Below are 25093 nucleotides of genomic sequence, written 5' to 3' on the forward strand. Positions count from 1 at the left end.
CGCTCGACGTATGTACGATGACGAACCAAAAATACGCTAAGAAATTGAATAGGCGAGTAATCGATCCTTTTCTTAAGCAATCAATCACAATCATAAAAAATCAATGAATCGAGGTACCGCCGACACCACTTCTCAATAAAGCGGTAAATTTTTCTGCTGTTATCGGGTGACAGAATATATAACCCTGTCCTTCCTCACAATGTTGTTCTTTCAAAAACACCAGTTGTGCCTGATCTTCTACGCCCTCGGCAATGACTTTTTGTTTAAGACTATTACCCATCGCAATGACGGCGCTGGCAATGATCCCGTTTCCTTTCACTGATCCGATATCGTGGACAAAAGATTTATCAATTTTGAGGACATCAATCGGAAATTGGTTTAGATAACTCAGACTGGAATAGCCGGTACCAAAATCATCCACGGCCAATTGCACACCCATGCCTTTGAGCTGCTTTAAAATCGTAATACTCGATTCGGCGTCTCGCATCAAGACACTTTCTGTAATCTCTAATTGCAGGCATTCCGGACGTAATCCGGTCTCAGTCAAGATCGCCCGCACGACGTCGATAAAATCATGACGACGGAATTCAATCGCAGAAATATTCACGGCAATCGATCCAGGATTTAATCCTGCCTCTTCCCATCTTTTATTCTGCAAACAAGCTTGACGTAATACCCAGCGTCCGATCTCAACAATGACACCGCAATCCTCGGCAACTGCGATAAAACGACTTGGTGGCACGATTCCCCACTTTGGATGTATCCAGCGTAATAGGGCTTCAGATCCGGTAATGGCACCAGTCATCAGATTAATCTTAGCCTGGTAATGTAAGACGAATTCTTTCCGTTCCAGGGCATAGCGTAAGTTCGCTTCGATCACCTGTCGTTCAACGGCACGAATATTCATGTCGTTTTTAAAGAACTGAAAATTATTTCGGCCTTTTTCTTTTGCCTGATACATCGCCGTATCCGCATTTTTAATTAATGTCTCCGCGTCGGAGCCATCTGCCGGATAAATACTAATCCCAATGCTGGTTGTGATATGAAGCTCATTGTTCGCAATAGAATGTACCGCTGCCAGGGCAGCCAAAATTTTATCCGCAGTTAGTGAAGAATAAGCACCTCCCTGATCTTCAGTTAATAAGATCACGAATTCATCACCGCCCTGACGGCTCACGGTATCAGATCCACGGACGCAGCTGACTAAGCGTTTAGCGACCGATTGTAATAACTTGTCGCCCGTCGCATGTCCAAGTGAGTCATTGATATGTTTAAAATTATCTAAATCCAAAAATAACAAAGCGACCTGCGTACCGCGACGCTTAGCGAGGCCAATGGCTTGCGCAATCCTGTCAGTCAGCAGAACACGGTTCGGTAAATTCGTCAAAAAATCATGTTGTGCCAGGTGCGCCATCTTGATCGCCATCGCTTTGGCGGCGGTAATATCATGGAACACAATCACTGCACCAGCCATGCGACCAGCGGAATCATGAATCGGCGAGGTCGAATCTTCAATCGCAACTTCGCTACCGTCACGCCGGATCATAATCGTTCCCGGCACTAAGATTGTGGGCTTGGCTTGTGCTAACACCACGGTGACAGGGTTCGCTTCAGGCTTACGCGTTTCACCGTCAATCAGAGGCATCACCTCGCTGATCGGCCGCCCGCGGGCTTCCTCACGCGACCACTGTGTCATACGCTCCGCAGCAAGATTAAGATAATCAACGTTATTGGCCATATCGGTGCCGATCACCGCATCACTAATCGAGTTCAAGGTAATTTCAGCGCGTACTTTATCGATATAAAAGCTTTCTTCCACCGCTTTACGCTGTATTACATTACGCAAAGATTGTGGTACCAGGTAGCTGGCAAAATGTCCTTTTGTAAGATAACCCTGCGATCCGCGCTGTACCGCCTCGCGTGCCAGTGACTCGTCCTCAACAGAACTCAACGTCAGGATTGGCAGATAAGGCACCTCAGCGAAGAGGCGAAAAAAAGTATCGATACCCCGGCTGTCGGGTAAGGACAAATCAACCAGCACGGCATCGATATGCCGGGACTTTAATACACTCAGTCCATCTGCAAGTCTGGTTGCGCGTTCTATGTCAAACGGCCCGTCGCTCGCTTTTTTCAATACGCCCTCTAACACATCAGCATCGACTATAACGTTAGTAATAATTAGAATACGGTTCGTCATGGTCGGGTCAATCCTTCAGCTACAGAGTGTAGTTTTATTAGTGAAAATACGAATAAAAATGCGACATGGAGCAGGTACGAAGGTAGTAGGAGAACCCGCATGCGACTCAAGTGCAGCAAAGAATATTTATGCTAACCGTGGCACATAACTCATGTCGAACGCCTGAGACGTGGATGTCTGCTCCAGCAGATTGAGTCGGCAACGCGCGTCCGCGAGGCGAGCGGAGATCAGATTGTGCAGCTCAACGACATCTGTATTCACCTGATCGCTCGTCACTCGCAAAAAAAATTCGGCGTCCGCCATCACCATCTTTATGTCACGAATCATTTTTTCGTTACTTAACAAGCTTGACGTAGTCATCTGAATTCCCCTTTGAAATGAGATCGAGTCTTCACGCTACATTTGTTTTAAAGTAACTTCTGTGCGATATCGAACATATAACCTAGCTGCATTTTTCATGGCTATTGCCTGGCTTATGCCGGACTTTTTCTCATGCCCTAAAGAATTTATTATTTTTACCGACTTATGTGTGCGCTGTCGCGCATAGTTTTTTTTATCTTCGTGATACGCTGCATTGCGTTAATTTTCTTTGCTTGCCTAACTTGTTTCAAATAGTTCTTGGCAAAGATTTCACCCGAAAAATCGTTGATATCAACCACAAATAGTCCGATGCAAAATCATCTTCTGGCAGCCCTGCCTGAGGCCGATTTTGGCCGTATTTCTAAGGATTTGGAACTCGTGCACTTAACGCACAATGTATCCCTGTACGAATCCGGCATGCGTTTACAGCATGTCTACTTCCCGACCACCTGCATTGTGTCGCTGATGTATGTACTAGAGGATGGCGCCAGTGCCGAAATCGCCGTAGTCGGCAATGAGGGGATCGTCGGCGTTTCAATGTTTATGGGCGGGGAGACCACGCCGAATCGTGCCGTCGTGCAAAGCGAGGGTTATGCGTATCGTCTTCGCGGCCAATTATTAAGAGATGAATTTGACCGGGCAGGCACGGTATTACGCATCTTGTTGCGTTACACACAGGCCTTGATTACCCAGATGACGCAAACTGCTGTTTGTAATCGCCACCACACGGTAGAGCAGCAGTTGTGCCGCTGGCTGTTATTGAGTCTGGATCGTCGTTCATCAAACTCGGTTGTGATGACCCAGCAAATGATTGCCAACCTGCTAGGCGTACGTCGTGAGCGCGTCACTGAAGCCGCCGGCAATTTACAACGTGCCGGATTAATCAGCTATAGCCGCGGTGCGATCGAGGTGTTGAATCGGCCTGCCTTAGAAAAAATCGTGTGTGAATGTTACGGTGTAATCAAACAGGAATTTGACCGCCTTCTGGCAGATATCCCCCAAGTCAATCCAGAATATTAAATCCCTTACTGGTGACTGATTCGACTTCTGAGAGTGAACCATTAGTTCATTTGATTGACCGCAAACAAGGGAAAAATAGAACCCGTGCTGGTGGTTCAGATAGTCGACTCTGATTTGAAAAATGCTGGGTAAACTACTACGTGTTTATACATACTAGGTGATGTATATCTTAGTAACGCTGTGCTTAAAGCAGCTTATGCTATATTTTGCTTATACTCCCCAATTTCAATGAGAAAAGATAATTTCCCCTCTTCAAAAAGAGGGTATCTGACTTATATGAGCGATAACGCACATACAAACATGGCGTTTCTGCTATTCTGATTTAAGATCAACCGATCTTGATGCGTCACGCCAAGTCTGCCACATGGACTGTTACTGAAATTCCTCAATGTCCACTCTCCATTCCCCCAAACAAAATCATTTGCTGGCAGCACTTCCTGCTGCGGAATTTGATCGTTTGCTACCCCATCTGGAATTGGCACCATTGAAACTGGGAGAGGCCATCTATGAGTCAGGCGGTAAATTACAGTATGTGTATTTTCCGACGACAGCGATTATCTCAATGCTGTATGTACTTGAGAACGGCTCTTCGGCAGAAATTGCGATTGTCGGCAACGAGGGCCTACTAGGTATTTCTCTGTTCATGGGAGGCGACACTACGCCAAGCCGTGCAGTAGTACAGAGCGCAGGTTTTGGTTACCGGCTTAAAGCGCAATTACTCAAAGATGAATTCAACCGGGCAGGGCCGGTGTTGCGTCTCTTGTTGCGTTATACACAGGCACTGATCACACAAATGAGCCAGACCGCAGTCTGTAATCGTCACCATACGATAGAACAGCAATTGTGCCGTTGGTTACTACTAAGTCTCGATCGGCTGTCATCAGACTCCGTAATCATGACGCAAGAGTTAATCGCGAATATGCTGGGGGTACGACGCGAGGGTGTGACCGAAGCCGCAGGTAAATTACAACGTCAACATCTCATCAAATATAGTCGTGGTCATATCGAAGTCATCGACAGACCCGGTTTGGAAAAAGTCGTCTGTGAATGTTATGCCGTTGTAAAGCTGGAGTTCGATCGTCTGATTTCTGATATTCCGGTTGGTGATCCGCAGCATGTACTGGGGCAGTCCGATCGCCGGCATTCAGCTAAGCGGGCATCCAGAGACGCGGTAGAGTCACGCCGTAAAGCCTGACGTATTGTTATAGCCATATTTTTCAAAGAGCCATTAAAAAAACGCACTTCATCATTAATGAAATGCGCTTTTTGTTTGAACTATCGCTACTATCCATACTCTTTTCAAAGCCTGAAACCTGAACGACAAATCAACAACTACTGTCAGTTCGAGTTCAAATTTTCCAGCTTAGCAAGCTTCTGCGAGTTCTTTTTTCTCTGCTGGCAATTGGAAGATGCGCAAGGCTTTGACTGCGTCACGTACTGCATTGATTTCCTGGGTGCCGTTCATCAGGTCAGAAATGTGATGCTCCAGCGCTGCTGTATCTGTCTCTAACATGAATTGCGCCGGCAATACCGTCTGCATGATGCTCCAGCGTGCGACCGGCGCGTCGCCAGTTTTGTTCAGCAGCGAGCGATCCATCATCCACTTTTCAAAACCACGTGTTGTTAAGTTCGCGTCGATCCAGACCAGATTGTCGGACGTCATTGTATTTTTACCTGAAGAGCGGATTAATAATTCGTAAATCATTTTGTTGTACTCCCTTTTTTATCGGAGCATTCCTTTCTCAGAAATGTCTTACCCTCGCAGCTAAAAGCGTTTATCCCCCCGGCTTGGTTGACAAATAAAGTGGATTTTTTTTGATTTTTTTCAAAAAAACCGCGTTTTATCTGTTTTTTGATGAAATTAAGTTAATATTTTCTGTTTATTTCTCAAATAATTTTGTAAGTATTTGTGAAGCTTGTAAAAATGATGATCAAAAATTAAAGCTAGTTTGCAGAAACATTACCGATGAATTAGAGGGTATTCAAGGTAAATAATTTGTTATTTTTACAAATACTTGCCCGCACTTTTACTATGCTGCGCATTCAAAAATAAGCTGAGCCAGCTAGGCGATGTTGAAAAAAACAAAAATCCGGTGCTCATCACACCGGATTTTTTTGCGGACATTTGCAGATATTGCGTGTATCCGACAGGTCTTGATACCGCGTCTTTAGTTCAAGTTATGGCTGATGGCTGAGTTATTGCGCATTTTCAGCGCATGCAAATCTGCCAAATTGCCTGCCCTTTTGACGAAGCAATTACTTCGCCGGAGAGGCTTTCACTTCTTCTGTTTTCGCCTCAGCTTTTACTTTGGCATGCTTCACATGCTTGACTGCTTTATGCTCATCACCTGGCATTGCTGGCTTGGCTTCTGCAGCGGCGGAAGCGGATGCTGCCGGTGCTGCGGATTTCGCTGGCGTTGCAGCAGATGCGTGTGCGGAGGCAGATGCGCTCACCGCTTTCACTGCTTTGACTGCGGCAGCAGGTGCTGGCGTTGCCGGCACGCTAGCGGCAGCGCTGGCAGCGACTGCAGCAACCGGTGCTGCTGGCGCAACGACCTTTGCCGGAGCTGCTGCTGGAGTTTGTGCGAACGCTGTACCCATGGCGAAGGTAGCAGCAACGAGGGAGGCGGCGATCAGCTTGTTCATGATTAATCCTGTTCTATGTTTGGTTTGTGTTACGTAGTCAATCTACGTATGCCAAGAACGCCACCCGACGCGATTCTGTTGACACACAAATTGTTGCGAATTGTTACGATACGACATCAACAAAAACAACAGGATCCCATTTAATTTCTGTTAGCAAATTTCTCAAGAATAAAAGCAGCGACCACACACATGCTGATAACGCTCGTTGCCACCGATCGCGACTTGCTCTCCTTGTTTTACCCGTTTGCCATTCGCATCCATACGAATATTCATGGTCGCTTTTTTCCCGCAAGCGCAGATGTTTTTTAATTCTTCAATATCGTCGGCGAGTGTTAACAAATATGCCGATCCTGGAAAAGGTTCGCCCAAAAAATCACTGCGCAAACCATAACAAATCACCGGCACGCCTTTGACCTGCGCGAGCTGATGCAATTGCTTGACTTGCTCCGCCGTGAGGAATTGTGCCTCATCGACGAGAACACAACTGAGCTTCGGTGTCGTTGTTAAAAAATTGTAGTCACTGTCAAATACTTCCGCCTCACGCTGCGGTCCGAGACGCGATGTAACCTTGCCTTGTCCATAGCGATGATCAATCGCTGCCGTATATAAACGCACCACCTGGCCTTGCTCTTCGTAGTTATGTGCGACCTGCAACATCGCCGTCGATTTACCTGCGTTCATTGCGGAATATCTGAAATAAAGTTTTGCCACTGTGCTTCCCTGATAAATTTTCTATATGAAATAAAAGCAAAAATAATGCGTTCGAGATTGTAATTATTTTCTTCAAAAAAAGCTCTTGAAATCCAAAACAGGTATGCCCATATCCGTAACAGCAGGTGCTCAGGAGAGGCCTGCCACACTTCATATCGCTTACTTTTATCAAGGATATATCATGCGTAATTTTGACTTTGCTCCACTATACCGTTCTGCTATCGGCTTTGATCGTCTCGCTCATTTATTTAATGAAGCGCAACGCCCCGATGCAACACCAAGTTATCCACCGTACAACATCGAATTGATCGCCGAGGACAAGTATCGCATCACGATGGCGGTTGCCGGTTTTGATCGTTCTGAACTCGATCTTGAAAGTGAAAACGACACACTAAAAATCGTTGGCCGCAAAAAAGTAACGCCCGAAACGCAAAGCACTTTCTTGCATCGCGGTATCGCTGCACGTGATTTTGAACATCGCTTCCGCTTAGCGGATCATGTCAAAGTCGTCGGTGCAAAACTCGACAATGGTTTGCTCAATATCGAACTAATTCGTGAAGTACCTGAAGTCTACAAACCACGAAAAATCGCGATTGATGGCGACAACCTCACCATCATCAAACAAGCTGAATTACAGGCAGCGTAATTAAAAAAGGGCGGCATCTGCAATAGATGTCGCCCTTCATTTTTTCAAGTAGCTTTGTCTGAAACAATAGCCAGATTTAACTAAGATCTGTTTTCAAATTCTCTTCTGCTTTTTGATCCGTCGTATCAAACAAATTCAGATACGCTATTTCAAGCCAACCAGGTTATGACGACCTACTTCACGGATATCCTTGGTCCCCGTCAATGCCATACTGACATCGAGTTCCTTGTACAGAATCTCTAGCATTTTTGTGACACCCTCTTCGCCCATCGCACCGAGTCCGTACAAAAATGCACGACCGATCATGCTGCCTTTAGCACCGAGGGCAGTCGCTTTTAAAATATCCTGTCCGGTACGTATCCCGCCATCGAACCACACCTCAGTCTGATGCCCGACGGCGTCCACAATCGCAGGCAAGGCTTGTATCGAGGACATCGCGCCATCGAGCTGACGCCCGCCATGATTACTGACCACGATGGCATCGGCACCAGCCGCTACCGCGAGCCTGGCGTCCTCTACATCGAGGATACCTTTCAGGACGAGTTTGCCGCCCCATTCCTTTTTAATCCAGGCGACGTCATCCCAATTCAAGGTCGGATCAAACTGACTTGCCGTCCATTGACTCAGCGTCAAAATACCATCACCGCCTTTGACATGACCGACCAGATTGCCAAAGGTTTTTCGTCCGGTCAGAGCACGTAAAGCCCATGCAGGTTTGGTTGCCAGATCGAGAATATTGGCGAGCGTGAGTTTTGGCGGGACCGACATGCCGTTACGGATATCTTTATGGCGCTGTCCCAGAATTTGTAAATCCAGTGTCAGGACTAACGCCGAGCATTTGGCATTTTTTGCCCGTTGTATCATCTCCTTCACAAACCCGCGATCCCGCATGACATATAGTTGAAACCAAAACGGCTTGGTCGTGACGCTGGCGACATCTTCGATTGAGCAAATACTCATGGTGGAGAGCGTGAAGGGAATGCCAAATTTTTCCGCTGCAATCGCGCCTAGCATTTCACCATTCGCCCACTGCATTCCGGTCAGTCCGGTTGGAGCAATCGCAACCGGCATCGTGACATCTTGCCCGACCATTGTTGTGCGAGTGGAGCGGTGGTCGACATTAATCGCCACGCGCTGACGCAACTTGAGCGCCGCCAGATCTTCGGTATTAGCGCGGTAAGTGCTCTCGGTATAAGAGCCGCTGTCGGCGTAATCATAAAAAGCTTTGGGAACGCGTTTTTTAGCGAGTAAGCGCAGATCTTCGACGCAGGTAATGACGGGCATGCTGAAACTCCCAGGTGACCAATAGAATGCGCAAAGTGTAGGTCAAAAGCACACATTCATGGCGGAAAAGCATTCAAGGCGAGGATGAAGTATTTTCACGACTACGTCTGCTTTGGGCAGATTTAATCCGGGTTTCATCCTCATTCAGCAAATTGCTCTGCGATAAAGTGTCTGAGCCATTGATTCCCCTCATCCTGATTGTAGCGGCGATGCCAGAACATATTCGTTTGTAGCGCTGGCAGGCGCAGCGGCGATTTGATGTAGCGCAAATTAAACGGACTTGCCGCGCGTTCGGCAAGTTTTTGCGGGACGGTCACCAGCAGATCCGTTGTACTCACGATATACGGTACCGCCACAAAATGCGGCACCCGAAACTGGGCGCTGGCAATCACGCCTGCCTTGTCCAGCAATTGATTAATTTTGTCGTAAGGACTCTCTTGCGAAGCGACAATCAGGTGACGGGCAGCGATAAAGTCCTTGAGTTCAATTTTTTCTTTCGCCAGCGGATGCTCATTGCGCAGCATACAGACATACTGTTGTTGAAATAAACGACGCTGATACAAAGCACCGGAAACCGTCTCAAACGCACCAATAGCCAGATCCACCCTGCCCGCTTCCATCTCAGTTTTTAAATCAATACTGCTCGCCCTGACCGTTGAAATCTGTAAAGACGGCGCATGTTGACGGCATGACTCAACCAGAGCCGGCATGAAATACACTTCGCCGACATCGGTCATTGCAATCGTGAACTGGCGCTTGCTGGATGCCGGATCAAAACTATCGTGCTGATTCAGCGCGCGCGATACGCTCCCCAAGGCATTGGCAATCGGTTCTGCCAGCGATTCGGCGAACGGTGTGGCCTGCATTCCCTGTGCAGTTCTGACAAATAATTCATCATCAAAAGTCCGGCGCAAACGTGCCAGGGCATTGCTGACCGCGGGTTGCGACAGACCAAGTTTTTTTGCGACAGAAGAAATTTGCTTATCCTGAAAAACTTCCTGAAATACTACCAGCAAGTTAAGGTCAATATCTTTAGGTTCTATCATAGGTAAACCAGTCAAAAATCAGCTGAAGTCAAAAGAGGCCACCGTTACCATTATTCATAAAATCAATGTAGTACATTTTTGTATTCTTATCGCGTATTTTACTAGACTCCACTACAGTAGCGGCTTACTCTGCTCAAACGCTGTGGCTGATGTCGCTAATAAGCTTGCGGTTATTGTTGCTAATAACGTCGTCTGTTTGAGTTCACGCTTCGTCATGAGGTCTTTATGAACACCCCGTCTCAATCATCTCAGCCCTCCCCGGCATTCGGCACTACCGGCAGCGATCGTGCTTATCAAACCGGCTTCGCCAACGAATTTGCGAGCGAAGCTCTGCCGGGAGCATTACCTAAAAATCAGAATTCACCGCAAAAATGCGCGTATGGCTTATATGCCGAGCAAGTATCGGGAACCGCCTTCACCGCGCCGCGCCATGCGAACCGCCGCTCCTGGCTGTATCGCATTCGTCCGGCAGCAATGCATCAGCCATTCGTACAAATCGATAACGGTGCGATAACCAATCAGTTCGATCAGGTACCCAGCACACCGAATCAATTGCGCTGGGATCCCTTGCCACTGCCGCCGTCTGAGGTGGCGACCGATTTTATCGATGGCTGGGTCACCATGGCGGGTAATGGTTCTGCGGATGCGCAAAGCGGTTGCGCGATTCATCTATACGCAGCAAACCGTTCGATGGACGGGCGCTATTTTTATAACGCCGACGCCGAAATGCTGATCATTCCTCAGCAAGGCCGCCTGCACCTGCGCACCGAGCTTGGCATCCTGGATATTGAACCGCAAGAAATCGCCGTCATCCCTCGTGGCATTCGCTTTGAAGTACACCTGCCTAATGGCGTCGCACGTGGCTATGTGTGTGAAAATTTTGGTGCGATGCTGAAGCTACCCGATCTCGGCGTAATCGGCTCGAATGGTCTGGCGAATCCGCGCGACTTCTTGACTCCGAAGGCAAGTTACGAGGATAAAGAAGGTGACTTTAGTTTAGTCGCCAAATTCAGCGGCCATCTGTGGTCGGCAAAGATCGGTCATTCGCCGCTGGATGTGGTCGCATGGCATGGCAATTTTGCGCCGTACAAATACGATCTGCGCCACTTCAATACGATAGGCTCGATCAGCTACGACCATCCCGACCCGTCGATTTTTCTGGTACTGCAATCCCCCAGCGATACGCCGGGGGTCGATACGATTGATTTCGTCATCTTCCCGCCACGCTGGCTGGCAGCGGAAAACACTTTCCGTCCGCCCTGGTTCCATCGGAATATCGCAAGCGAATTTATGGGACTGATCCACGGTCAATATGACGCCAAATCGACCGGATTCCGTCCCGGCGGCGCGAGTCTGCATAACTGCATGAGCGGTCACGGACCAGATGCACCGACTTTTGAAAAAGCCAGCAATAGCGATACCAGCGTGCCGCATAAAGTGGCCGATACCATGGCGTTTATGATTGAAACCCGCAACATCATCAAACCGACACGTGCCGCAATGACCTCACCGCAGCTCCAGCCGGATTACTACCAGTGCTGGATGGGCATCAAGAAAAATTTTAATCCGGAGCAAGCATAAAATGACACTAGCACTTAACGAAACCCATGATGCTCAACTGCGTAGCTGGATCAGCTCAGCGAATGAAGCGCAGTGCGATTTTCCGGTACAGAACTTACCTTATGGCGTGTTTCGCCGTGCAGGTAGCGCAGAGGCATTCCGGATTGGCGTCGCGATTGGCGATCAGATACTGGATCTGAAAGCAGCGCAGGCAGCAGGTATTTTTGCAAGCTTGAAGTCACCGCAATTTGATCATGCCATCACGAGTACCAGCCTGAATGCCTTGATGGATATCGGCAGCACGGCCTGGGGTATTTTGCGCTTGCTGTTGTCACGGGCTTTACGCGAAGGAAGTCCGCAGCAGGCGGAGCTGGCAGCGGCGCTGATCCCGCAAGCCGAGGCGGAATATGCCTTGCCCGCACAGATTGGTGACTACACGGATTTTTATACCTCAATCCATCATGCGACTGCGGTTGGTAAATTATTCCGGCCAGATAATCCACTGCTGCCCAATTACAAATGGGTACCGATCGGCTATCACGGCCGCTCTTCGTCCATCGGCGTATCGGGTCAGCAATTCCGTCGTCCCGTCGGACAAACCATGCCGCCGAATGCGACAACACCGGTATTCGGGCCCGCCAAACGCATGGACTATGAACTGGAAATCGGCATCTTCATCGGCAATGGCAATGCGCCCGGTGAGAACATCCGTATTGATCAGGCAGAATCCCATGTGTTTGGTCTATGCCTGTTAAACGACTGGTCAGCGCGCGATATGCAGGCATGGGAATATCAGCCTCTGGGTCCTTTCCTCGCCAAGAATTTTGCCTCGACAATTTCACCCTGGGTCGTGACGCTGGAGGCACTGGCTCCCTACCGTCATCAATGGCAACGTGAAGCAACTGATCCGCAACCACTCGCCTATCTGGAATCGGCAGACCTGCGTGCCCATGGCGCATTTGATGTCGAACTCGAAGTGCTGGTACAAACCAAGGCCATGCATGAACAAGGTGTGCCGGCGCAGCGTTTGTCCTTATCGAATTTCCGTCATTCGTATTGGAGCGTCTCGCAACTGGTGACGCATCACACGGTGAATGGTTGCAATTTACGCGCCGGAGATTTGCTGGGATCTGGCACTCAGTCAGGGCCTGCGCCGGAAGAAGCAGGATCCCTGCTGGAACTGACCGCCGGTGGCAAGCAGCCGCTGACATTGGCGAACGGCGAACAACGCGTCTTCATCGAAGATGGCGACACGATCATCATGCGCGGCTGGGCACAAAAACCTGGCTTACCGCGCATAGGCTTCGGTGAGGTGGCGGGAACATTGCTACCGGCCCGCACGCTCTAGGCCTTAATATTTTCTGGGTATTGTCTCAATACAGAGTCAACCCATGACACAAAAAAAACGCCTGCCGCTTGATACGGCAGGCGTTTTTTATTAGCGCCAATTTATAACTTGGCGATAGAGACTTCGGTGGCCTTGACCAGAGCCACGACTTCAGTACCGATCACCAGACCCAGATCATTGACGGAGCGTGTAGTGATCACCGAGGTGACGATACCAGCGGGCGTTTCTACATCGACTTCGGAGACGACCGGACCGTCGATAATCGCCTTGATCTTGCCACGGAACTGGTTACGTACATTGATTGCCTGAATACTCATGATGACTCCTGATAGTGTGAAATACAAAAAAACAATAGGAGAAATACATATACTCCCCCTATTTTTTATAAAAACTGCCTTTATCCGCAATAATTTATTAGCGCTTTAAATAATACTCATACCAAGTATGTAAATCCTTTAGACTGCCCAGCTCACCTGACTGACGCTGCGCAACAGCGACAAATCACCAAGCTCCTGATCTGGCTCTGAGGCGGGCCGTTTGAGTATCCGGCTCAGAATCCGCTCTTCCAGTTCAGCAAAAGCCGGGTTGCCACGTGCCCGCGGACGCGGCAAACTCACGCGCTCATCCAAAGTAATCTGACCATCCTCGATCAAAATCACCCGGTCAGCCAAGGCAATCGCCTCCTGCACATCGTGCGTCACCAGAAGCGCCGTAAAACCTCGTTGCTGCCACAAATGCTCGATCAGACTTTGCATCTCGATCCGGGTCAAGGCATCCAGTGCACCCAGCGGTTCGTCCAGCAAGAGCAAGGCTGGTTCATGCACCAGCGCGCGAGCCAGCGCAACTCGCTGACGCTGACCGCCGGATAACACGGACGGCCATTCGTTGGCCCGCTCGGACAGCGCAACCTTGGACAGTGCTTGCTTTGCCAGTGCTTTATCACCAGTCAAACCCAAGGCGACGTTATTCAACACATTTTTCCAGGGCAGTAAGCGTGAATCCTGAAACATCACGCGTGTCTCGGGCCTGGTATCTGATGCGCCAAAACTCAGGTCGCCGCTATCTGCTGTTTCCAGTCCGGCGATTAAGCGTAGCAAGGTGCTTTTGCCACTGCCACTGCGCCCGATCACGGCAATGAATTCGCCCGGCTGGACGTTGAGATCGAGGGACTTCAGTACCGTGCGACCCACATAGGATTTTTTCAAACCGCGTATCTGTATTGCGGTGCTGCCCGGTTTGCCGGCATCAGCAGGCGGCGGTGCCGTAGACAGGTCTGGTTGTTGCGACGGATATTCAGAATTCGCGGTGCTAGTCCAGTCCGCATCCAGTTCTTGCTTGAGCGCGACGATATTCGCTACGCCGCTACCGATCATTTCTGCACGAATAAAACTCATGATGACTTCCTTTGATAACCGGGATGCCAGCGCAGCCAATAATGTTCCAGTGCACGGGACAAGACGTCAGCCAGCTTGCCGAGTAAGGCATACAACAAGATCCCGACCAACACCACATCCGTCTGTAAAAACTCACGGGCATTCATGGTCATATAACCGATCCCAGCCTGCGCTGAAATCGTCTCGGCAACAATCAGCAATACCCAGACAAGACCCAGAGAAAACCGCACGCCGACCAGTATTGACGGCAAGGCACCTGGCAGTATCACGTCACGGTATAAAGCCCAGCCGGATAAACCATAACTACGTGCCATTTCAATCAGGCCCTGATCGACCGAGCGTATGCCATGAAAAGTATTCAGATACACAGGAAAAAACACGCCGACCGAGACCAGAAACAACTTTGCGCTCTCATCAATACCGAACCAGAGAATCACCAGAGGAATCAGCGCAAGTGCGGGGATATTCCGGATCATCTGCAATGTCGTATCGAGCAAAGTCTCTGCAGTTTTAAAACTCCCCGTCAGCAAGCCGAGCAGCAAACCCAGGCCACCGCCGACAGCAAACCCGGAAATCGCACGCCATAAGCTGGTCTTGGCATGCATCCACATATCGCCGGAGACCGCCAGTGTCCAGAAGGCCTTTGCCACGGCAAACGGCTCTGGCAAAATCCGGCTCGATAACCAGCCAATCTGCGCGGCAATTTGCCAGAACATGATCAGCAATACAGGCACCGTCCAGGGTAATAAAATTGGCCAGGACTGAACGATTATTTTCGTATATTTACCTACCTGGCTTGGGTGCTGCACAGCATCGACCTGACCTATAAATGAATATTGATTGCTCAACGAAGGCTCCTCTATGACCTCGGTAACTTCTGTAATGAAAGGCCCCATAAAACCTCATTAACTTTGTGACGCTTGAGGAACAAATTCGTTGGCGACAATTTCACCAAACGGACCGGTCAAGCTACTGACTTCTCGATTACTGCCTTTGCCAATCAACGGGAAAACCAGTTCAGCAAAACGATATGATTCTTCCAGATGCGGATAGCCCGAGAGGATGAAGGTGTCGATGCCCAGATCCGCATATTCCTTCATGCGTGCTGCGACCGTCTCCGGATCGCCGACCAGCGCGGTTCCTGCGCCACCGCGCACCAGACCAACACCGGCCCACAGGTTCGGCGAGACTTCGAGCTTGTCACGCTTGCCGCCATGTAAAGCGCTCATTCTCTTTTGCCCTACCGAATCCATCTTGGCAAACGATGCCTGTGCCCGTGCGATCACCGCATCGTCAACATGACTGATCAACTCCTCGGCCGCTTTCCATGCTTCGGCATTGGTTTCACGCACAATCACATGCAGACGGATGCCGAAGCGCAAAGTACGGCCAAATTTAGCGGCACGGGCGCGCATATCAGCGATCTTCGCGGCCACTGCCGCGGGTGGCTCACCCCAGGTCAGATAGACATCGACCTGCTCCGCAGCCAGCTCGTGCGCCGCCTCGGAGGAACCGCCAAAATACAAGGGCGGATACGGTTTTTGTACCGGCGGATACAAAGTTTTTGCCCCTTTGACAGTCAGGTGTTTGCCTTCAAAATCAAAACCCTGATCACCATTGGATAAAGCACCGCGCCAGATACGCAAAAACTCATCGCTGATCTCATAGCGCTCGGCATGATCGGCAAATACACCATCGGCCTCAAGCTCGCCCTGATCGCCACCCGTGACAACATTGATCAACAGGCGTCCGTTCGATAAGCGGTCAAAGGTCGATGCCATGCGAACCGCCAGACCAGGAGAGCTCAGACCGGGTCGCACTGCGACCAGAAACTTCAGATTCCTGGTGGCACCAATCAGGCTGGAAGCAACCACCCATGCATCTTCACAAGAACGACCTGTCGGCAGTAACACCCCGTCATACCCTTGTGTATCGGCAGCTACTGCGATCTGACGCAGATAGTCGTAATTGATCTCGCGTGCGCCCTTCGTGGTACCCAGATAACGGCTGTCGCCGTGGGTAGGGATGAACCAAAAAACATTCAGACTCATGATTGCTCCTGTATTTTCAATTGACTTTTTAATCTGGTTTTTTAATCTGGTTTTTTAATCTGATATTCAACAGAATTTATACAAAACGACAAACTGTCCGCCACTGCAGAGATTGAACCCGCAGGCTGGGTGCGGCCTCCAGAGGCATTTCGTGCCAACAGGCGCATTCCGCTTGCGGATTCGTTTGAAAATTCTCTAAAACCCTGTATCGATATTTCATGGGGCCGCTAACTCCTGCTCCTGCTCCTGCTACTGCTCCTGCTACTGTTCCTGCTCTGTATCTCGGTGACTCTGCTTCTCCGTGATGCGAGGTTTTAGTTTTGCGTAACCGCTCTGTTCAATACCCTTTTGTTCAATACATTGACAGCTTGCCAGTCGATACGCTGGCAGGTGGCGTCCAGGTTGCGTCTCGCACGTTGACGGACTTAGGAATCAGTTTTTGTTGGTAAAAATTGTCCGCGACACGCTGCTGTTCATCGATGATGTTTTGGGTCAGATAGACCACTGGCGAGCGCGGACGACGCTCCAGAAAAGCGGCGATCGTTGGCTTATCAAGACCGGTACTGGCTGCGACAATCGCAATCGCTTCCGTACGATTTTTTTGCACGAAGGTATCGCTCTTGGTCAGCTCTTCAAACAATAACTGGATGAGCTTAGGATACTGATCGGCGAAACTACGGCTAGACAGATAATGCGACAAATTGTTGACCAGCCCCACTCCTGTCACCAGCACTCGCGGCTTGGTATTTTGTTCAATCGCGGCCCAGTAAGGATCCCAGATTGCCCAGGCATCGACGCTACCGCGCTCAAAAGCAGCGCGGGCATCAGCGGGTGCCAGATACACCGGCGTGATATCCGACCATTGCAATCCTGCTTGTTGCACGGCGCGCAAAACGTGATAGTGGGCGCTCGATCCTTTTTGAAAAGCGATCTTCTTGCCTTTCAGATCCGGTAAATTTTTGATGACAGAATCTTGCTTGACCAGAATCGCACTGACCGCCGGTTTAGCTGGTTCAGCACCGACATACACCAAATTACTGCCTGCGGCCTGCGCAAAAATTGGTGGAGGTTCACCAGTCGTCGCAAAGTCAATACTGCCGACCGATAAGGCTTCCAGCATCTGCGGTCCGGCAGTGAATTCGAACCAGGTAACTTTAACGCCCTTTAATTGTTGCTCCAGTGCTTGTCGATGTTTGAGCAAGGTCAGATTGACCGAGCTTTTTTGAAAACCGATACGTAATTCTTTTGGTGTTTTTGATTGCTCAGCAGATTGCAATGCCGCCAGAGCGCTAACGGGCAATAAGGATGCTAACGTCAACAAGACGACAGGTAATGCCAGAGACATACGACGTAATAGCAACCTCATCGTTAACCTCAGAGCTTGGCTGAAAAAACGGCGTCCTTGATATTGATACGTTTCGGTATCAATTTCAGATCAGCAAAAACATCGGCAATACTTTGCTGCTCGCGAATCACTTGCTCGGTCAAGGGCTTCACGCCAAACGTAGCACGCTGAGTCGCGATATCAACAATGGCGGGATCAAGACCAACCTGAGCAGAAAGAATGCTGGTGACTTCCTTCAGATTCTTTCCACCCCATTCGTCGATTCTGGCCAGCTCTTCGAGCACGACTTTGACGACCTCAGGATATTTTTGTGCATATGGACGTGCTGCCAGATAGAACTGATGGTTGCTGACCACTCCTTTGCCATCAATCAGGATGCGTGCGCCCAACTGCTTTTCGGCAGCAGCAAGGAAAGGATCCCAGATAACCCAGGCATCCACGCTACCTCGCTCAAATGCGGCACGCGCATCGGCGGGTGGCAGGTAGATGATCTCGACATCTTTGTAGGCAATTCCAGCTTTTTCCAGCACTTTGACCAGCAGGTAATGGACGTTCGATCCCTTATTCAGGACAATTTTTTTACCGCGCAAATCAGCGGCAGTTTTTAACGTCGAATTCTTAGGGACGATCACCGCCTCTCCGCCCGGTGCTGGCGGCTCATTGCCGACATAAAGTAAATCTGCCCCGGCGGCCTGTGCAAAAATCGGCGGCGCCTCGCCCGTCGTACCGAAGTCGATACTGCCGACATTTAAACCCTCTAGCAGTTGCGGCCCTGCCGGAAATTCGGTCCACTTCACTTCAATACCTTGCGCTGCGAGACGCTTGTCGAGTGCGCCTGTTCCTTTTAATAAAGTCAGTGTGCCGTATTTCTGATAACCAATACGTAAGGTAGTTGCCTTGTTTTGCGCCAGTGACAGTGCAGGAAAACCGCCTGCGACACCCGCAGCGATGGCGGCAAGTACGCCCAGTGTGCGGCGCTTTTTATTTTGGAATAATGTGTTACTCATGATGTGTACTTTCCGAAAAGTGACAAGCGTCCCTGTCGCGCTTAACAGGAGGCGCAACATCTGGAACAATCAAACGAATGAGGGGACTGACAGTGCGTTGCTGATGCTGGTTACTTAGTGCTCAATTATCTAATTCAATATTTAACTCAATATTTAACTCAATAATCCATCATCATCCTGTGTCAGAGCGACATTGCTTCAGACACTACATCGCAGTGACTCTTGGATTGCCTGCCGGTCTGCACGTCCGCGTAAATTGATGGCGTCGGTATTATTTACTGCGTCGTTACGATCGGCCAGTCCCTGATGCAGTTGGCGCACGCCCTCGTGCAGACGCTCCAAGATGGCTGGATCAATCTTGATGCCTTGTTGCTCAGACCATTCGACCTGCTTGTCAGTGGCATACACGCTGGGCAGAATATGTGCCGCAGCAAGTGAGGCCAGCACAGGACGCAAAGCGTAATCGAGCGCCAGCATATGTGACTGACTGCCACCGGTCGCTACAGGCAATACCAGCTTACCGGCCAGTCCGTCTTGCGGCAAAATATCGAGAAAAGTTTTTAACAAACCGCTATACGCTGCCTTGTAAATCGGCGTGGCAATCACGACTGCCTGCGCTTCTGCCAGTTGCTGCTTTACTGCTAGCAGCTCGGGATTGGCGAAGTCCGCATGCAATAAGGCTTGCGCCGGCAAATCCCTGACCTGGACCGTCGATGTATGCAAGCCAAGCGCAGTAAGACGCTCGCCCACATAATGCAATAAGCGTGCAGAACGCGACGGCAGCGACGGACTTCCTGAGAGCAATAATATGGTCATACGATTTCTTTCACGCTAATTGTCTTTGCGCCGCTCAGTCTGCGTACCTGAACAGGGACCGGGCAGCGCCTTGGTACTGAAATTACTTCTTACCTGGCTGATAGATCTGATCAAACACACCGTTATCGGCAAAGTGTTCTTTCTGTGCTTTTGTCCAGCCACCGAAGGTATCGTCTACCGTAAACAATTTGATTTTCGGGAACTTGCTGGCGTATTTCTTCGCAGCTTTTTCTGTTGCAGGGCGATAGTAGTTATTGCCGATAATGTCTTGCGCTTCATCGGTGTACAGATAATTCAGATAAGCTTCTGCTACTTTGCGGGTACCGTGTTTGTCTGCCACTTTATCGACGACGGATACTGGCGGCTCTGCCAGCACACTGATGGACGGAGCAATGATTTCAAATTTATCTGCGCCGAATTCTTTGAGTGCGAGATGGGCCTCGTTTTCCCAGGACAACAAGACATCGCCGATACCGCGCTCGGCAAACGTCACCGTCGAACCACGCGCACCTGAGTCGAGTACCGGTACGTTTTTAAATAATTTTTGGACATACTCTTTGGCAGTCGCTTCAGAACCACCCGGCGCTTTTAATGCATAACCCCATGCAGCGAGATAAGCCCAGCGCGCACCGCCGGAGGTTTTTGGATTCGCTGTGATGACCGAGACGCCTGGCTTGGCGATGTCCGCCCAGTCTTTAATCCCTTTTGGGTTCCCTTTGCGCACCAGGAAGACGATCGTGGATGTGTAGGGTGATGCATTATGCGGCAGGCGTTTTTGCCAGTTTTTATCAAGCAGACCTTTTTCAGCAATCGCGTCTGTGTCGTAGGCCAGAGCCAGTGTCACCACGTCGGCATCGAGGCCGTCAATGACGGTACGCGCTTGTTTACCCGAGCCGCCGTGCGATTGTTTGATCGACACATTGTCACCAGTCTTGGCTTTCCATTGCTTGGCAAAGCCTTGATTGACTTCCTGATATAACTCGCGGGTAGGGTCGTAAGAAACATTCAATAAAGTCACATCCGCGGCAAATGCGGCACTGGATAGTAATCCGGCAGTAGCAAGAGCACTGACAATACTGAGATTCCGGAGATTAGAGACAAAGTGCTTGAGCTTCATTGAATATCCTTAATACAAAAAAATTGCGAAAAGTAATGAACGACTGAGGAATATAGACTAAAGCTTCACCACCTAAAATAAAACGAATCCTTTCGCGGTTGAATATGCGGTTTACGCATATACGATTGCTGCCGTAGCGCTTTATGTGTAATAAGCCGTATTGAGTTAACATCGTCTTTTCTTCTTTTCAGCCGAGTTAGCCATGAGCAAATACACATTGAACGTCAACGGTCAGGCACATCAGCTAGAATTAGAACCGGATACCCCATTGCTCTGGGCATTGCGTGACAGTCTGAACCTGGTCGGGACGAAATATGGCTGCGGCGTCGGGCAATGCGGCGCCTGTACCGTGCATATTGATGGTGCACCGACACGTTCATGCTTGTTACCGGTCTCTGCATTGGGAAAGAAAAAAATAACGACAATTGAAGGCCTGGATGCCAAAGCAATGCATCCCTTGCAGCAAGCCTGGCAAGAGCTCGATGTGCCGCAATGTGGCTATTGCCAGGCGGGACAAATCATGACCGCTTGCGCGCTGTTAAAAAGCACACCCCACCCCAGTGATGCCGATATCGATAGCGCCATGGCGGGCAATTTATGCCGCTGTGCGACTTATATACGTATCCGGGCAGGCATACACAGGGCGGCGGAGATCAGCGTAGCGAAGAAAGGCAACAAATGAAAACTTCTTCTCTGGAAAAATTATTGCGTGTCTCTATCAGTACATCAAGCAACACCACACCGGCATCATCAAGCCGTCGCCGGTTTTTACGTCACTCCGCGCTGACATCGACCGGACTCGTGCTTGGCCTTTATGTCAATGCAGGCAATGCCGACCAGATCGCCAAACCGGCAACACGGTCAAACACAGCGGGGACAGCCGACTTCACACCGAATGCGTTCATCCGTATCGCCGCAGATGGCAGCGTGACTCTGATCTCGAAACAACCGGAAATCGGTCAGGGAATCAAGACATCGTTGCCCATGGTGATTGCAGAGGAACTGGAAGTGAACTGGAAAGACGTACGTATCGTTCAGGGCGATCTGAATCCCGCCTACGGTAATCAAAGCGCAGGCGGATCGACCTCGACACTCAATAACTATAACGACTTTCATCGACTGGGCGCTACTGCACGTACCATGCTGGTCGATGCCGCAGCCCAGACCTGGGGAGTCCCGGTTAGTGAATGCAAAGCGGTCAGTAGCAAAGTTTTACATACGCCCAGCCAGCGCACATTGGGCTATGGTGCTCTGGCTGCAAAAGCAGCGACGCTCCCGGTACCGGATCCTAAGAATGTCATATTAAAAGATCCGTCCAACTATCAACTACTGGGAACCCGTATCGGCGGGGTCGATAATGCCGCCATCGTCAGTGGTAAGCCGCTCTTTGGTATCGATGTGAAATTACCGGGCATGCTGTACGCCGTATATGAAAAATGTCCGGTGTTTGGAGGCAAAGTGATCAGCGCCAATCTTGACGTGATCAAAACCTTACCCGGTGTGCGTGATGCATTTATGATCGAAGGCACCAGTAATTTGAATGGCCTGGTTCCCGGTATCGCGATTATTGCAACGTCAACCTGGGCCGCATTCAGTGCACGCAAACAACTCAAAGTGACCTGGGACGAGGGCGTATATGCCAAACAGAGTTGGGCTGAATTTGCCATACAGGCGCAAACCCAGTCTACGCAAGCCGGAGCAACGACCTTGCGCAAGGATGGTGATGCTGTCACTGCACTCGCGCATGCCAGCAAAACGGTGGAAGCTGCCTATAGCTATCCATTCATCTCGCATGCCAGTATAGAACCGCAAAATTGCACCGCCTGGTGGAAGCCGGAGGATGGCAGTCTGGAATTATGGGCTCCGACGCAAAATCCCGGTTCAGGACAGAATCTGGTTGCGACGACTTTAAATATTCCGAAAGAAAAAATCCTGATGCACATCACGCGCAGCGGTGGTGGCTTTGGACGTCGGCTCAGTTCGGACTATGTCGTGGAAGCCGCCGCAATCGCGCAAAAGGTTAAAGCACCGGTTAAGCTGACTTGGTCCAGAGAAGATGACATCCAGCATGATCATTTCCGCGCAGGGGGTTTCCATTTTCTGCGCGGTGGCATCGATGCCAAAGGTAAGCTGATCGCCTGGCATAATCATTTTGTCACCTTCGCAAACCGGGTGAATCGTGAGGGCAAGAGCATTCTGCAGCCGGGTAGCGGTGGTAGTTTGAGTGGCGATGAATTTCCGGGACGCTGGGTAGAAAACTGCCTGTTAGAGCAAACCCCGATTGAATGCGGTATTCCGATGGGACCCTGGCGTGCGCCGGGAAGTAATGTTTTTGCCTGGGTCTTTCACAGCTTTATCGACGAACTAGCGCATGCTGCTGGCCGCGATCCTCTGGCATTCCGCTTAGAGATTCTGGGTGACAAAGAGATTATTGCCGGGACAGGTGAACGCGGACAACCGTATCACGTCGGCCGCATGAAACATGTGCTGCAAGAAGTTGCAGAAAAATCCGGCTGGGGTAAAAAAACTCTCCCTCGCGGACAAGGTCAGGGCATCGCTTTCCACTTCAGTCACCGCGGCTACATTGCCCAGGTCGCTGAAGTGACCGTATCTAAAAAAGGTGAGCTTAAGGTAGATCGTGTGGTCGTGGTGTCCGATATCGGCGCGCAAATTGTTAACCTCAGCGGTGCTGAAAATCAGGTACAAGGATCCGTCATCGATGGACTCAGCACACTGATGTATCCTGAGCTAACGGTAGAGCGTGGACGTATTACGCAAAGTAATTTTCATGACTATCCGCTGCTTCGCATCGCGGATACGCCACCTAAAGTTGAGGTACATTTTTTGAAAACAGATTTCCCTGTCACGGGATTGGGTGAACCTGCTTTTCCACCGCTGGCACCGGCAGTATGCAATGCAATTTTTGCGGCGACAGGTAAGCGTGTGCGGCAATTGCCGCTGACGCACACGGATCTGAGTTGGAGTTAAAGAACATCAGCAGATGGTGTTCAGGTGCCAGACAACTGGTATCTGAACATTGCGCGTTAAAATTTAAAATTTCAAAAACTCGGCATTAAACACCAGCCAGTTTTTCTCCAGGCAGGTATCTTATTTCAGGTAGTTCTTACCAGTCCAGATCGCAGAATAGTTTTCCTTATAGTTCAGGATGGAATCAATCTCAGCACCTTTGAGCTGGTTGATCAGCGGACTCGTGATAACGATGGGCTTGCTGATGTAACCGCTAGGTGGCCAGCCAGAGAATGCCCGGTTCAGTTCATCGGCTAGTTGCCAGCCTTGCAGTGCAAAAGGCTCGGCCACCGTGGCTACCTGCTGCGAGATACCGGATTTAATACGGCTCAGCGCGTTATAAGAGCCATCACCCGCGGAGACGTTCTGTATGTCTTTACGATCGGCTCGCACCAGCGGTACGTTGATCGCATCGAAATAGGCATCATTAATTGCCAGCGTATGCGTCCATCGCTTGCCGTACAACTGGTTCAACCTGAGTACCGCACCCGGCATCTCTTGGTTCGCATGACCAATTTGCATATTCTCGACCGAGAGCAGTTTGCAGCGGGCGCAGCGGATAACGATGTCCATCATTACGGCAGTCTTGGCGTTCGCGATGCCAAAGCGATCATCGTTGAAAATAATAACGCCGATCTCGCCTTTGCTATTGTCGATGATAAACTCTGCCGCTTTTTTTCCGACCTCTTCGTATGGCGTCGTGATATTGACGAACAAATCCTTGGTTGGTCCCGGCTTCGCATTAGCATGCCAGCCTGCGAGGATGACTTTTTCCTGCTTTGCCTGCATGCTGAGATCCTGAAAACTGTCGTCAAACTCGATACCCCCGAGGATGATCGCGTCCTGATGCTGGCGCAACGCATCGCTGAAGAGAGAGCGTATCGTGGCTCTGTCATTCTTCCCATCGACAATACTCAGGGACCAGCCCAGCTCAATCGCGGCCAGATAAAATCCGCGGTAAGCAGAAGAGACGCCACCGTTGCGTGAATCCTGGGTGATAAAGGTGATTTTTTTGCCGGTTTGTTTCGGTGGTCCGTCAACCGGACCATCCCAGTTTGATTTTTTTACCGGAATATTGACCACACTCGTGTCGATGGCCGACGAAGTTACACAGCACATGCCAGTGAGCAGTGCGATCAAAATACTGATGCCATGTTTCAAAGAATTCATGATCATTCTCTATCCATGCAAACAGCGTGTTTAGTCCGGATTATCGGTTCACCGGCGCTATTCCGGCTCAACAAAACATCAATCGCTTAGAGGCGCATAATGTCCTGCGAACAGGTCTCTGTGGTTAGATAGTACACCCTGCCGAGCACGCCAGAAAAGCAGATATTGTCAATGAGGAATCGCAGATGCTGATGATTTTAGCTGATGAAGTGGATGAAAATTTCTAATAATAAATGCTGCATTGCGCTTATTTTTTGCATAAGCATATGAAAAAGCAGTCATTCTCAACAGGCGGTGCCTGTGAAAGAATCCGGGTTACTAACTCTTAATGATTCTGTGTAGCGCTAC

General features: G+C 49.9%; 23 protein-coding genes. 7 read left to right on the forward strand and 16 right to left on the reverse strand.

The window, feature by feature from the left end; all coding sequences use genetic code 11:
* Window positions 1-100: 100 nt before the first annotated feature.
* On the reverse strand, window positions 101-2197 hold the full coding sequence (locus ACO0K4_RS01730; protein ID WP_422954868.1) for a putative bifunctional diguanylate cyclase/phosphodiesterase: 2097 nt from the start codon (window positions 2195-2197) through the stop codon (window positions 101-103).
* 126 nt (window positions 2198-2323) lie between these two features.
* A complete protein-coding gene (locus ACO0K4_RS01735) occupies window positions 2324-2557 on the reverse strand; it encodes a DUF883 family protein (RefSeq protein WP_422954869.1) in 234 nt (77 codons plus the stop codon).
* Window positions 2558-2866: 309 nt separating this feature from the next.
* On the opposite strand from ACO0K4_RS01735, the gene ACO0K4_RS01740 reads away from it, so the two are divergent.
* Window positions 2867-3577 carry a Crp/Fnr family transcriptional regulator gene (locus tag ACO0K4_RS01740; RefSeq protein ID WP_422954870.1) on the forward strand — a complete coding sequence of 237 codons (711 nt, stop codon included), beginning with the start codon at window positions 2867-2869 and terminating at the stop codon, window positions 3575-3577.
* Window positions 3578-3965: 388 nt separating this feature from the next.
* Window positions 3966-4772, forward strand: a complete 807-nt coding sequence (locus ACO0K4_RS01745) for a Crp/Fnr family transcriptional regulator (protein WP_422954871.1) — start codon at window positions 3966-3968, stop codon at window positions 4770-4772.
* 168 nt (window positions 4773-4940) lie between these two features.
* Here ACO0K4_RS01745 and ACO0K4_RS01750 read toward each other — a convergent pair whose 3' ends face one another.
* The 3 genes from ACO0K4_RS01750 to ACO0K4_RS01760 form a co-directional block, all read right to left on the reverse strand.
* Window positions 4941-5282 (reverse strand): hypothetical protein, encoded by a 342-nt coding sequence (locus tag ACO0K4_RS01750; RefSeq protein ID WP_422954872.1) that lies wholly within the window; start codon window positions 5280-5282, stop codon window positions 4941-4943.
* A gap of 551 nt (window positions 5283-5833) precedes the next feature.
* Window positions 5834-6223, reverse strand: a complete 390-nt coding sequence (locus ACO0K4_RS01755; RefSeq protein ID WP_422954873.1) for a hypothetical protein — start codon at window positions 6221-6223, stop codon at window positions 5834-5836.
* Between the two features lie 162 nt (window positions 6224-6385).
* Entirely contained in the window at window positions 6386-6934 is a 549-nt protein-coding gene (locus tag ACO0K4_RS01760; RefSeq protein WP_422954874.1) for a thymidine kinase, read from the reverse strand.
* 181 nt (window positions 6935-7115) lie between these two features.
* Between ACO0K4_RS01760 and ACO0K4_RS01765 the strand changes: the two genes are divergently transcribed.
* Window positions 7116-7580 (forward strand): Hsp20 family protein, encoded by a 465-nt coding sequence (locus ACO0K4_RS01765; RefSeq protein WP_422954875.1) that lies wholly within the window; start codon window positions 7116-7118, stop codon window positions 7578-7580.
* Between the two features lie 144 nt (window positions 7581-7724).
* Here ACO0K4_RS01765 and ACO0K4_RS01770 read toward each other — a convergent pair whose 3' ends face one another.
* Both ACO0K4_RS01770 and ACO0K4_RS01775 read right to left on the reverse strand, forming a co-directional pair.
* Window positions 7725-8864, reverse strand: coding sequence for an alpha-hydroxy acid oxidase (locus ACO0K4_RS01770; protein WP_422954876.1), 1140 nt, complete (start codon window positions 8862-8864; stop codon window positions 7725-7727).
* Between the two features lie 140 nt (window positions 8865-9004).
* Window positions 9005-9910 (reverse strand): LysR family transcriptional regulator, encoded by a 906-nt coding sequence (locus tag ACO0K4_RS01775; RefSeq protein ID WP_422954877.1) that lies wholly within the window; start codon window positions 9908-9910, stop codon window positions 9005-9007.
* A 225-nt stretch (window positions 9911-10135) separates the two neighbouring features.
* Here ACO0K4_RS01775 and hmgA point away from each other — a divergent pair, with 225 nt between their 5' ends.
* Both hmgA and fahA read left to right on the forward strand, forming a co-directional pair.
* On the forward strand, window positions 10136-11491 hold the full coding sequence (hmgA, locus tag ACO0K4_RS01780) for a homogentisate 1,2-dioxygenase (protein ID WP_422954878.1): 1356 nt from the start codon (window positions 10136-10138) through the stop codon (window positions 11489-11491).
* 1 nt (window position 11492) lies between these two features.
* Window positions 11493-12818: a fumarylacetoacetase gene (gene fahA, locus ACO0K4_RS01785; protein ID WP_422954879.1), complete on the forward strand. Its 1326-nt coding sequence runs from the start codon at window positions 11493-11495 to the stop codon at window positions 12816-12818.
* A gap of 101 nt (window positions 12819-12919) precedes the next feature.
* On the opposite strand, the gene ACO0K4_RS01790 is transcribed toward fahA, so the two are convergent.
* The 8 genes from ACO0K4_RS01790 to ACO0K4_RS01825 form a co-directional block, all read right to left on the reverse strand.
* Window positions 12920-13135 carry a TOBE domain-containing protein gene (locus ACO0K4_RS01790; RefSeq protein ID WP_422954880.1) on the reverse strand — a complete coding sequence of 72 codons (216 nt, stop codon included), beginning with the start codon at window positions 13133-13135 and terminating at the stop codon, window positions 12920-12922.
* A gap of 138 nt (window positions 13136-13273) precedes the next feature.
* A complete protein-coding gene (locus tag ACO0K4_RS01795; RefSeq protein ID WP_422954881.1) occupies window positions 13274-14212 on the reverse strand; it encodes an ATP-binding cassette domain-containing protein in 939 nt (312 codons plus the stop codon).
* The gene (ssuC, locus tag ACO0K4_RS01800; RefSeq protein WP_422954882.1) at window positions 14209-15108 is read right to left on the reverse strand and encodes an aliphatic sulfonate ABC transporter permease SsuC; all 900 of its coding nucleotides are present in this window, start codon (window positions 15106-15108) and stop codon (window positions 14209-14211) included. Before ssuC ends, ACO0K4_RS01795 begins: the two co-directional genes overlap by 4 nt.
* Before the next feature lie 9 nt (window positions 15109-15117).
* Window positions 15118-16263 (reverse strand): FMNH2-dependent alkanesulfonate monooxygenase, encoded by a 1146-nt coding sequence (gene ssuD, locus ACO0K4_RS01805; RefSeq protein ID WP_422954883.1) that lies wholly within the window; start codon window positions 16261-16263, stop codon window positions 15118-15120.
* 352 nt (window positions 16264-16615) lie between these two features.
* Window positions 16616-17629, reverse strand: a complete 1014-nt coding sequence (locus ACO0K4_RS01810) for a sulfonate ABC transporter substrate-binding protein (protein ID WP_422954884.1) — start codon at window positions 17627-17629, stop codon at window positions 16616-16618.
* Window positions 17630-17637: 8 nt separating this feature from the next.
* Window positions 17638-18615: a sulfonate ABC transporter substrate-binding protein gene (locus ACO0K4_RS01815; protein WP_422954885.1), complete on the reverse strand. Its 978-nt coding sequence runs from the start codon at window positions 18613-18615 to the stop codon at window positions 17638-17640.
* A 198-nt stretch (window positions 18616-18813) separates the two neighbouring features.
* Window positions 18814-19431: an NADPH-dependent FMN reductase gene (gene ssuE, locus ACO0K4_RS01820; protein ID WP_422954886.1), complete on the reverse strand. Its 618-nt coding sequence runs from the start codon at window positions 19429-19431 to the stop codon at window positions 18814-18816.
* A gap of 82 nt (window positions 19432-19513) precedes the next feature.
* On the reverse strand, window positions 19514-20548 hold the full coding sequence (locus ACO0K4_RS01825; RefSeq protein ID WP_422954887.1) for a sulfate ABC transporter substrate-binding protein: 1035 nt from the start codon (window positions 20546-20548) through the stop codon (window positions 19514-19516).
* A 202-nt stretch (window positions 20549-20750) separates the two neighbouring features.
* Between ACO0K4_RS01825 and ACO0K4_RS01830 the strand changes: the two genes are divergently transcribed.
* Window positions 20751-21230: a (2Fe-2S)-binding protein gene (locus tag ACO0K4_RS01830; protein WP_422954888.1), complete on the forward strand. Its 480-nt coding sequence runs from the start codon at window positions 20751-20753 to the stop codon at window positions 21228-21230.
* Entirely contained in the window at window positions 21227-23536 is a 2310-nt protein-coding gene (locus tag ACO0K4_RS01835; RefSeq protein ID WP_422954889.1) for a molybdopterin cofactor-binding domain-containing protein, read from the forward strand. Before ACO0K4_RS01830 ends, ACO0K4_RS01835 begins: the two co-directional genes overlap by 4 nt.
* 120 nt (window positions 23537-23656) lie before the next feature.
* On the opposite strand, the gene ACO0K4_RS01840 is transcribed toward ACO0K4_RS01835, so the two are convergent.
* On the reverse strand, window positions 23657-24745 hold the full coding sequence (locus ACO0K4_RS01840) for a substrate-binding domain-containing protein (RefSeq protein WP_422954890.1): 1089 nt from the start codon (window positions 24743-24745) through the stop codon (window positions 23657-23659).
* Window positions 24746-25093 lie beyond the last annotated feature (348 nt).

The organism is Undibacterium sp. RuTC16W, assembly GCF_049339445.1.
Lineage (GTDB): Bacteria > Pseudomonadota > Gammaproteobacteria > Burkholderiales > Burkholderiaceae_D > Undibacterium.

Excerpts from the sequence above, each read along its gene's own strand:
- ACO0K4_RS01810 (WP_422954884.1), bottom strand. The coding sequence starts at position 17,629 with ATGAGGTTGCTATTACGTCGTATGTCTCTGGCATTACCTGTCGTCTTG.
- ACO0K4_RS01770 (WP_422954876.1), bottom strand. The coding sequence starts at position 8,864 with ATGCCCGTCATTACCTGCGTCGAAGATCTGCGCTTACTCGCTAAAAAA.
- ssuC (WP_422954882.1), bottom strand. The coding sequence starts at position 15,108 with ATGGGGCCTTTCATTACAGAAGTTACCGAGGTCATAGAGGAGCCTTCG.
- ssuD (WP_422954883.1), bottom strand. The coding sequence starts at position 16,263 with ATGAGTCTGAATGTTTTTTGGTTCATCCCTACCCACGGCGACAGCCGT.
- ACO0K4_RS01815 (WP_422954885.1), bottom strand. The coding sequence starts at position 18,615 with ATGAGTAACACATTATTCCAAAATAAAAAGCGCCGCACACTGGGCGTA.
- ACO0K4_RS01755 (WP_422954873.1), bottom strand. The coding sequence starts at position 6,223 with ATGAACAAGCTGATCGCCGCCTCCCTCGTTGCTGCTACCTTCGCCATG.
- ACO0K4_RS01790 (WP_422954880.1), bottom strand. The coding sequence starts at position 13,135 with ATGAGTATTCAGGCAATCAATGTACGTAACCAGTTCCGTGGCAAGATC.
- ACO0K4_RS01825 (WP_422954887.1), bottom strand. The coding sequence starts at position 20,548 with ATGAAGCTCAAGCACTTTGTCTCTAATCTCCGGAATCTCAGTATTGTC.
- ACO0K4_RS01765 (WP_422954875.1), top strand. The coding sequence starts at position 7,116 with ATGCGTAATTTTGACTTTGCTCCACTATACCGTTCTGCTATCGGCTTT.
- ACO0K4_RS01740 (WP_422954870.1), top strand. The coding sequence starts at position 2,867 with ATGCAAAATCATCTTCTGGCAGCCCTGCCTGAGGCCGATTTTGGCCGT.
- ACO0K4_RS01735 (WP_422954869.1), bottom strand. The coding sequence starts at position 2,557 with ATGACTACGTCAAGCTTGTTAAGTAACGAAAAAATGATTCGTGACATA.
- ACO0K4_RS01835 (WP_422954889.1), top strand. The coding sequence starts at position 21,227 with ATGAAAACTTCTTCTCTGGAAAAATTATTGCGTGTCTCTATCAGTACA.
- hmgA (WP_422954878.1), top strand. The coding sequence starts at position 10,136 with ATGAACACCCCGTCTCAATCATCTCAGCCCTCCCCGGCATTCGGCACT.
- fahA (WP_422954879.1), top strand. The coding sequence starts at position 11,493 with ATGACACTAGCACTTAACGAAACCCATGATGCTCAACTGCGTAGCTGG.
- ACO0K4_RS01775 (WP_422954877.1), bottom strand. The coding sequence starts at position 9,910 with ATGATAGAACCTAAAGATATTGACCTTAACTTGCTGGTAGTATTTCAG.
- ACO0K4_RS01745 (WP_422954871.1), top strand. The coding sequence starts at position 3,966 with ATGTCCACTCTCCATTCCCCCAAACAAAATCATTTGCTGGCAGCACTT.
- ACO0K4_RS01840 (WP_422954890.1), bottom strand. The coding sequence starts at position 24,745 with ATGAATTCTTTGAAACATGGCATCAGTATTTTGATCGCACTGCTCACT.
- ACO0K4_RS01830 (WP_422954888.1), top strand. The coding sequence starts at position 20,751 with ATGAGCAAATACACATTGAACGTCAACGGTCAGGCACATCAGCTAGAA.
- ACO0K4_RS01795 (WP_422954881.1), bottom strand. The coding sequence starts at position 14,212 with ATGAGTTTTATTCGTGCAGAAATGATCGGTAGCGGCGTAGCGAATATC.
- ssuE (WP_422954886.1), bottom strand. The coding sequence starts at position 19,431 with ATGACCATATTATTGCTCTCAGGAAGTCCGTCGCTGCCGTCGCGTTCT.
- ACO0K4_RS01730 (WP_422954868.1), bottom strand. The coding sequence starts at position 2,197 with ATGACGAACCGTATTCTAATTATTACTAACGTTATAGTCGATGCTGAT.
- ACO0K4_RS01750 (WP_422954872.1), bottom strand. The coding sequence starts at position 5,282 with ATGATTTACGAATTATTAATCCGCTCTTCAGGTAAAAATACAATGACG.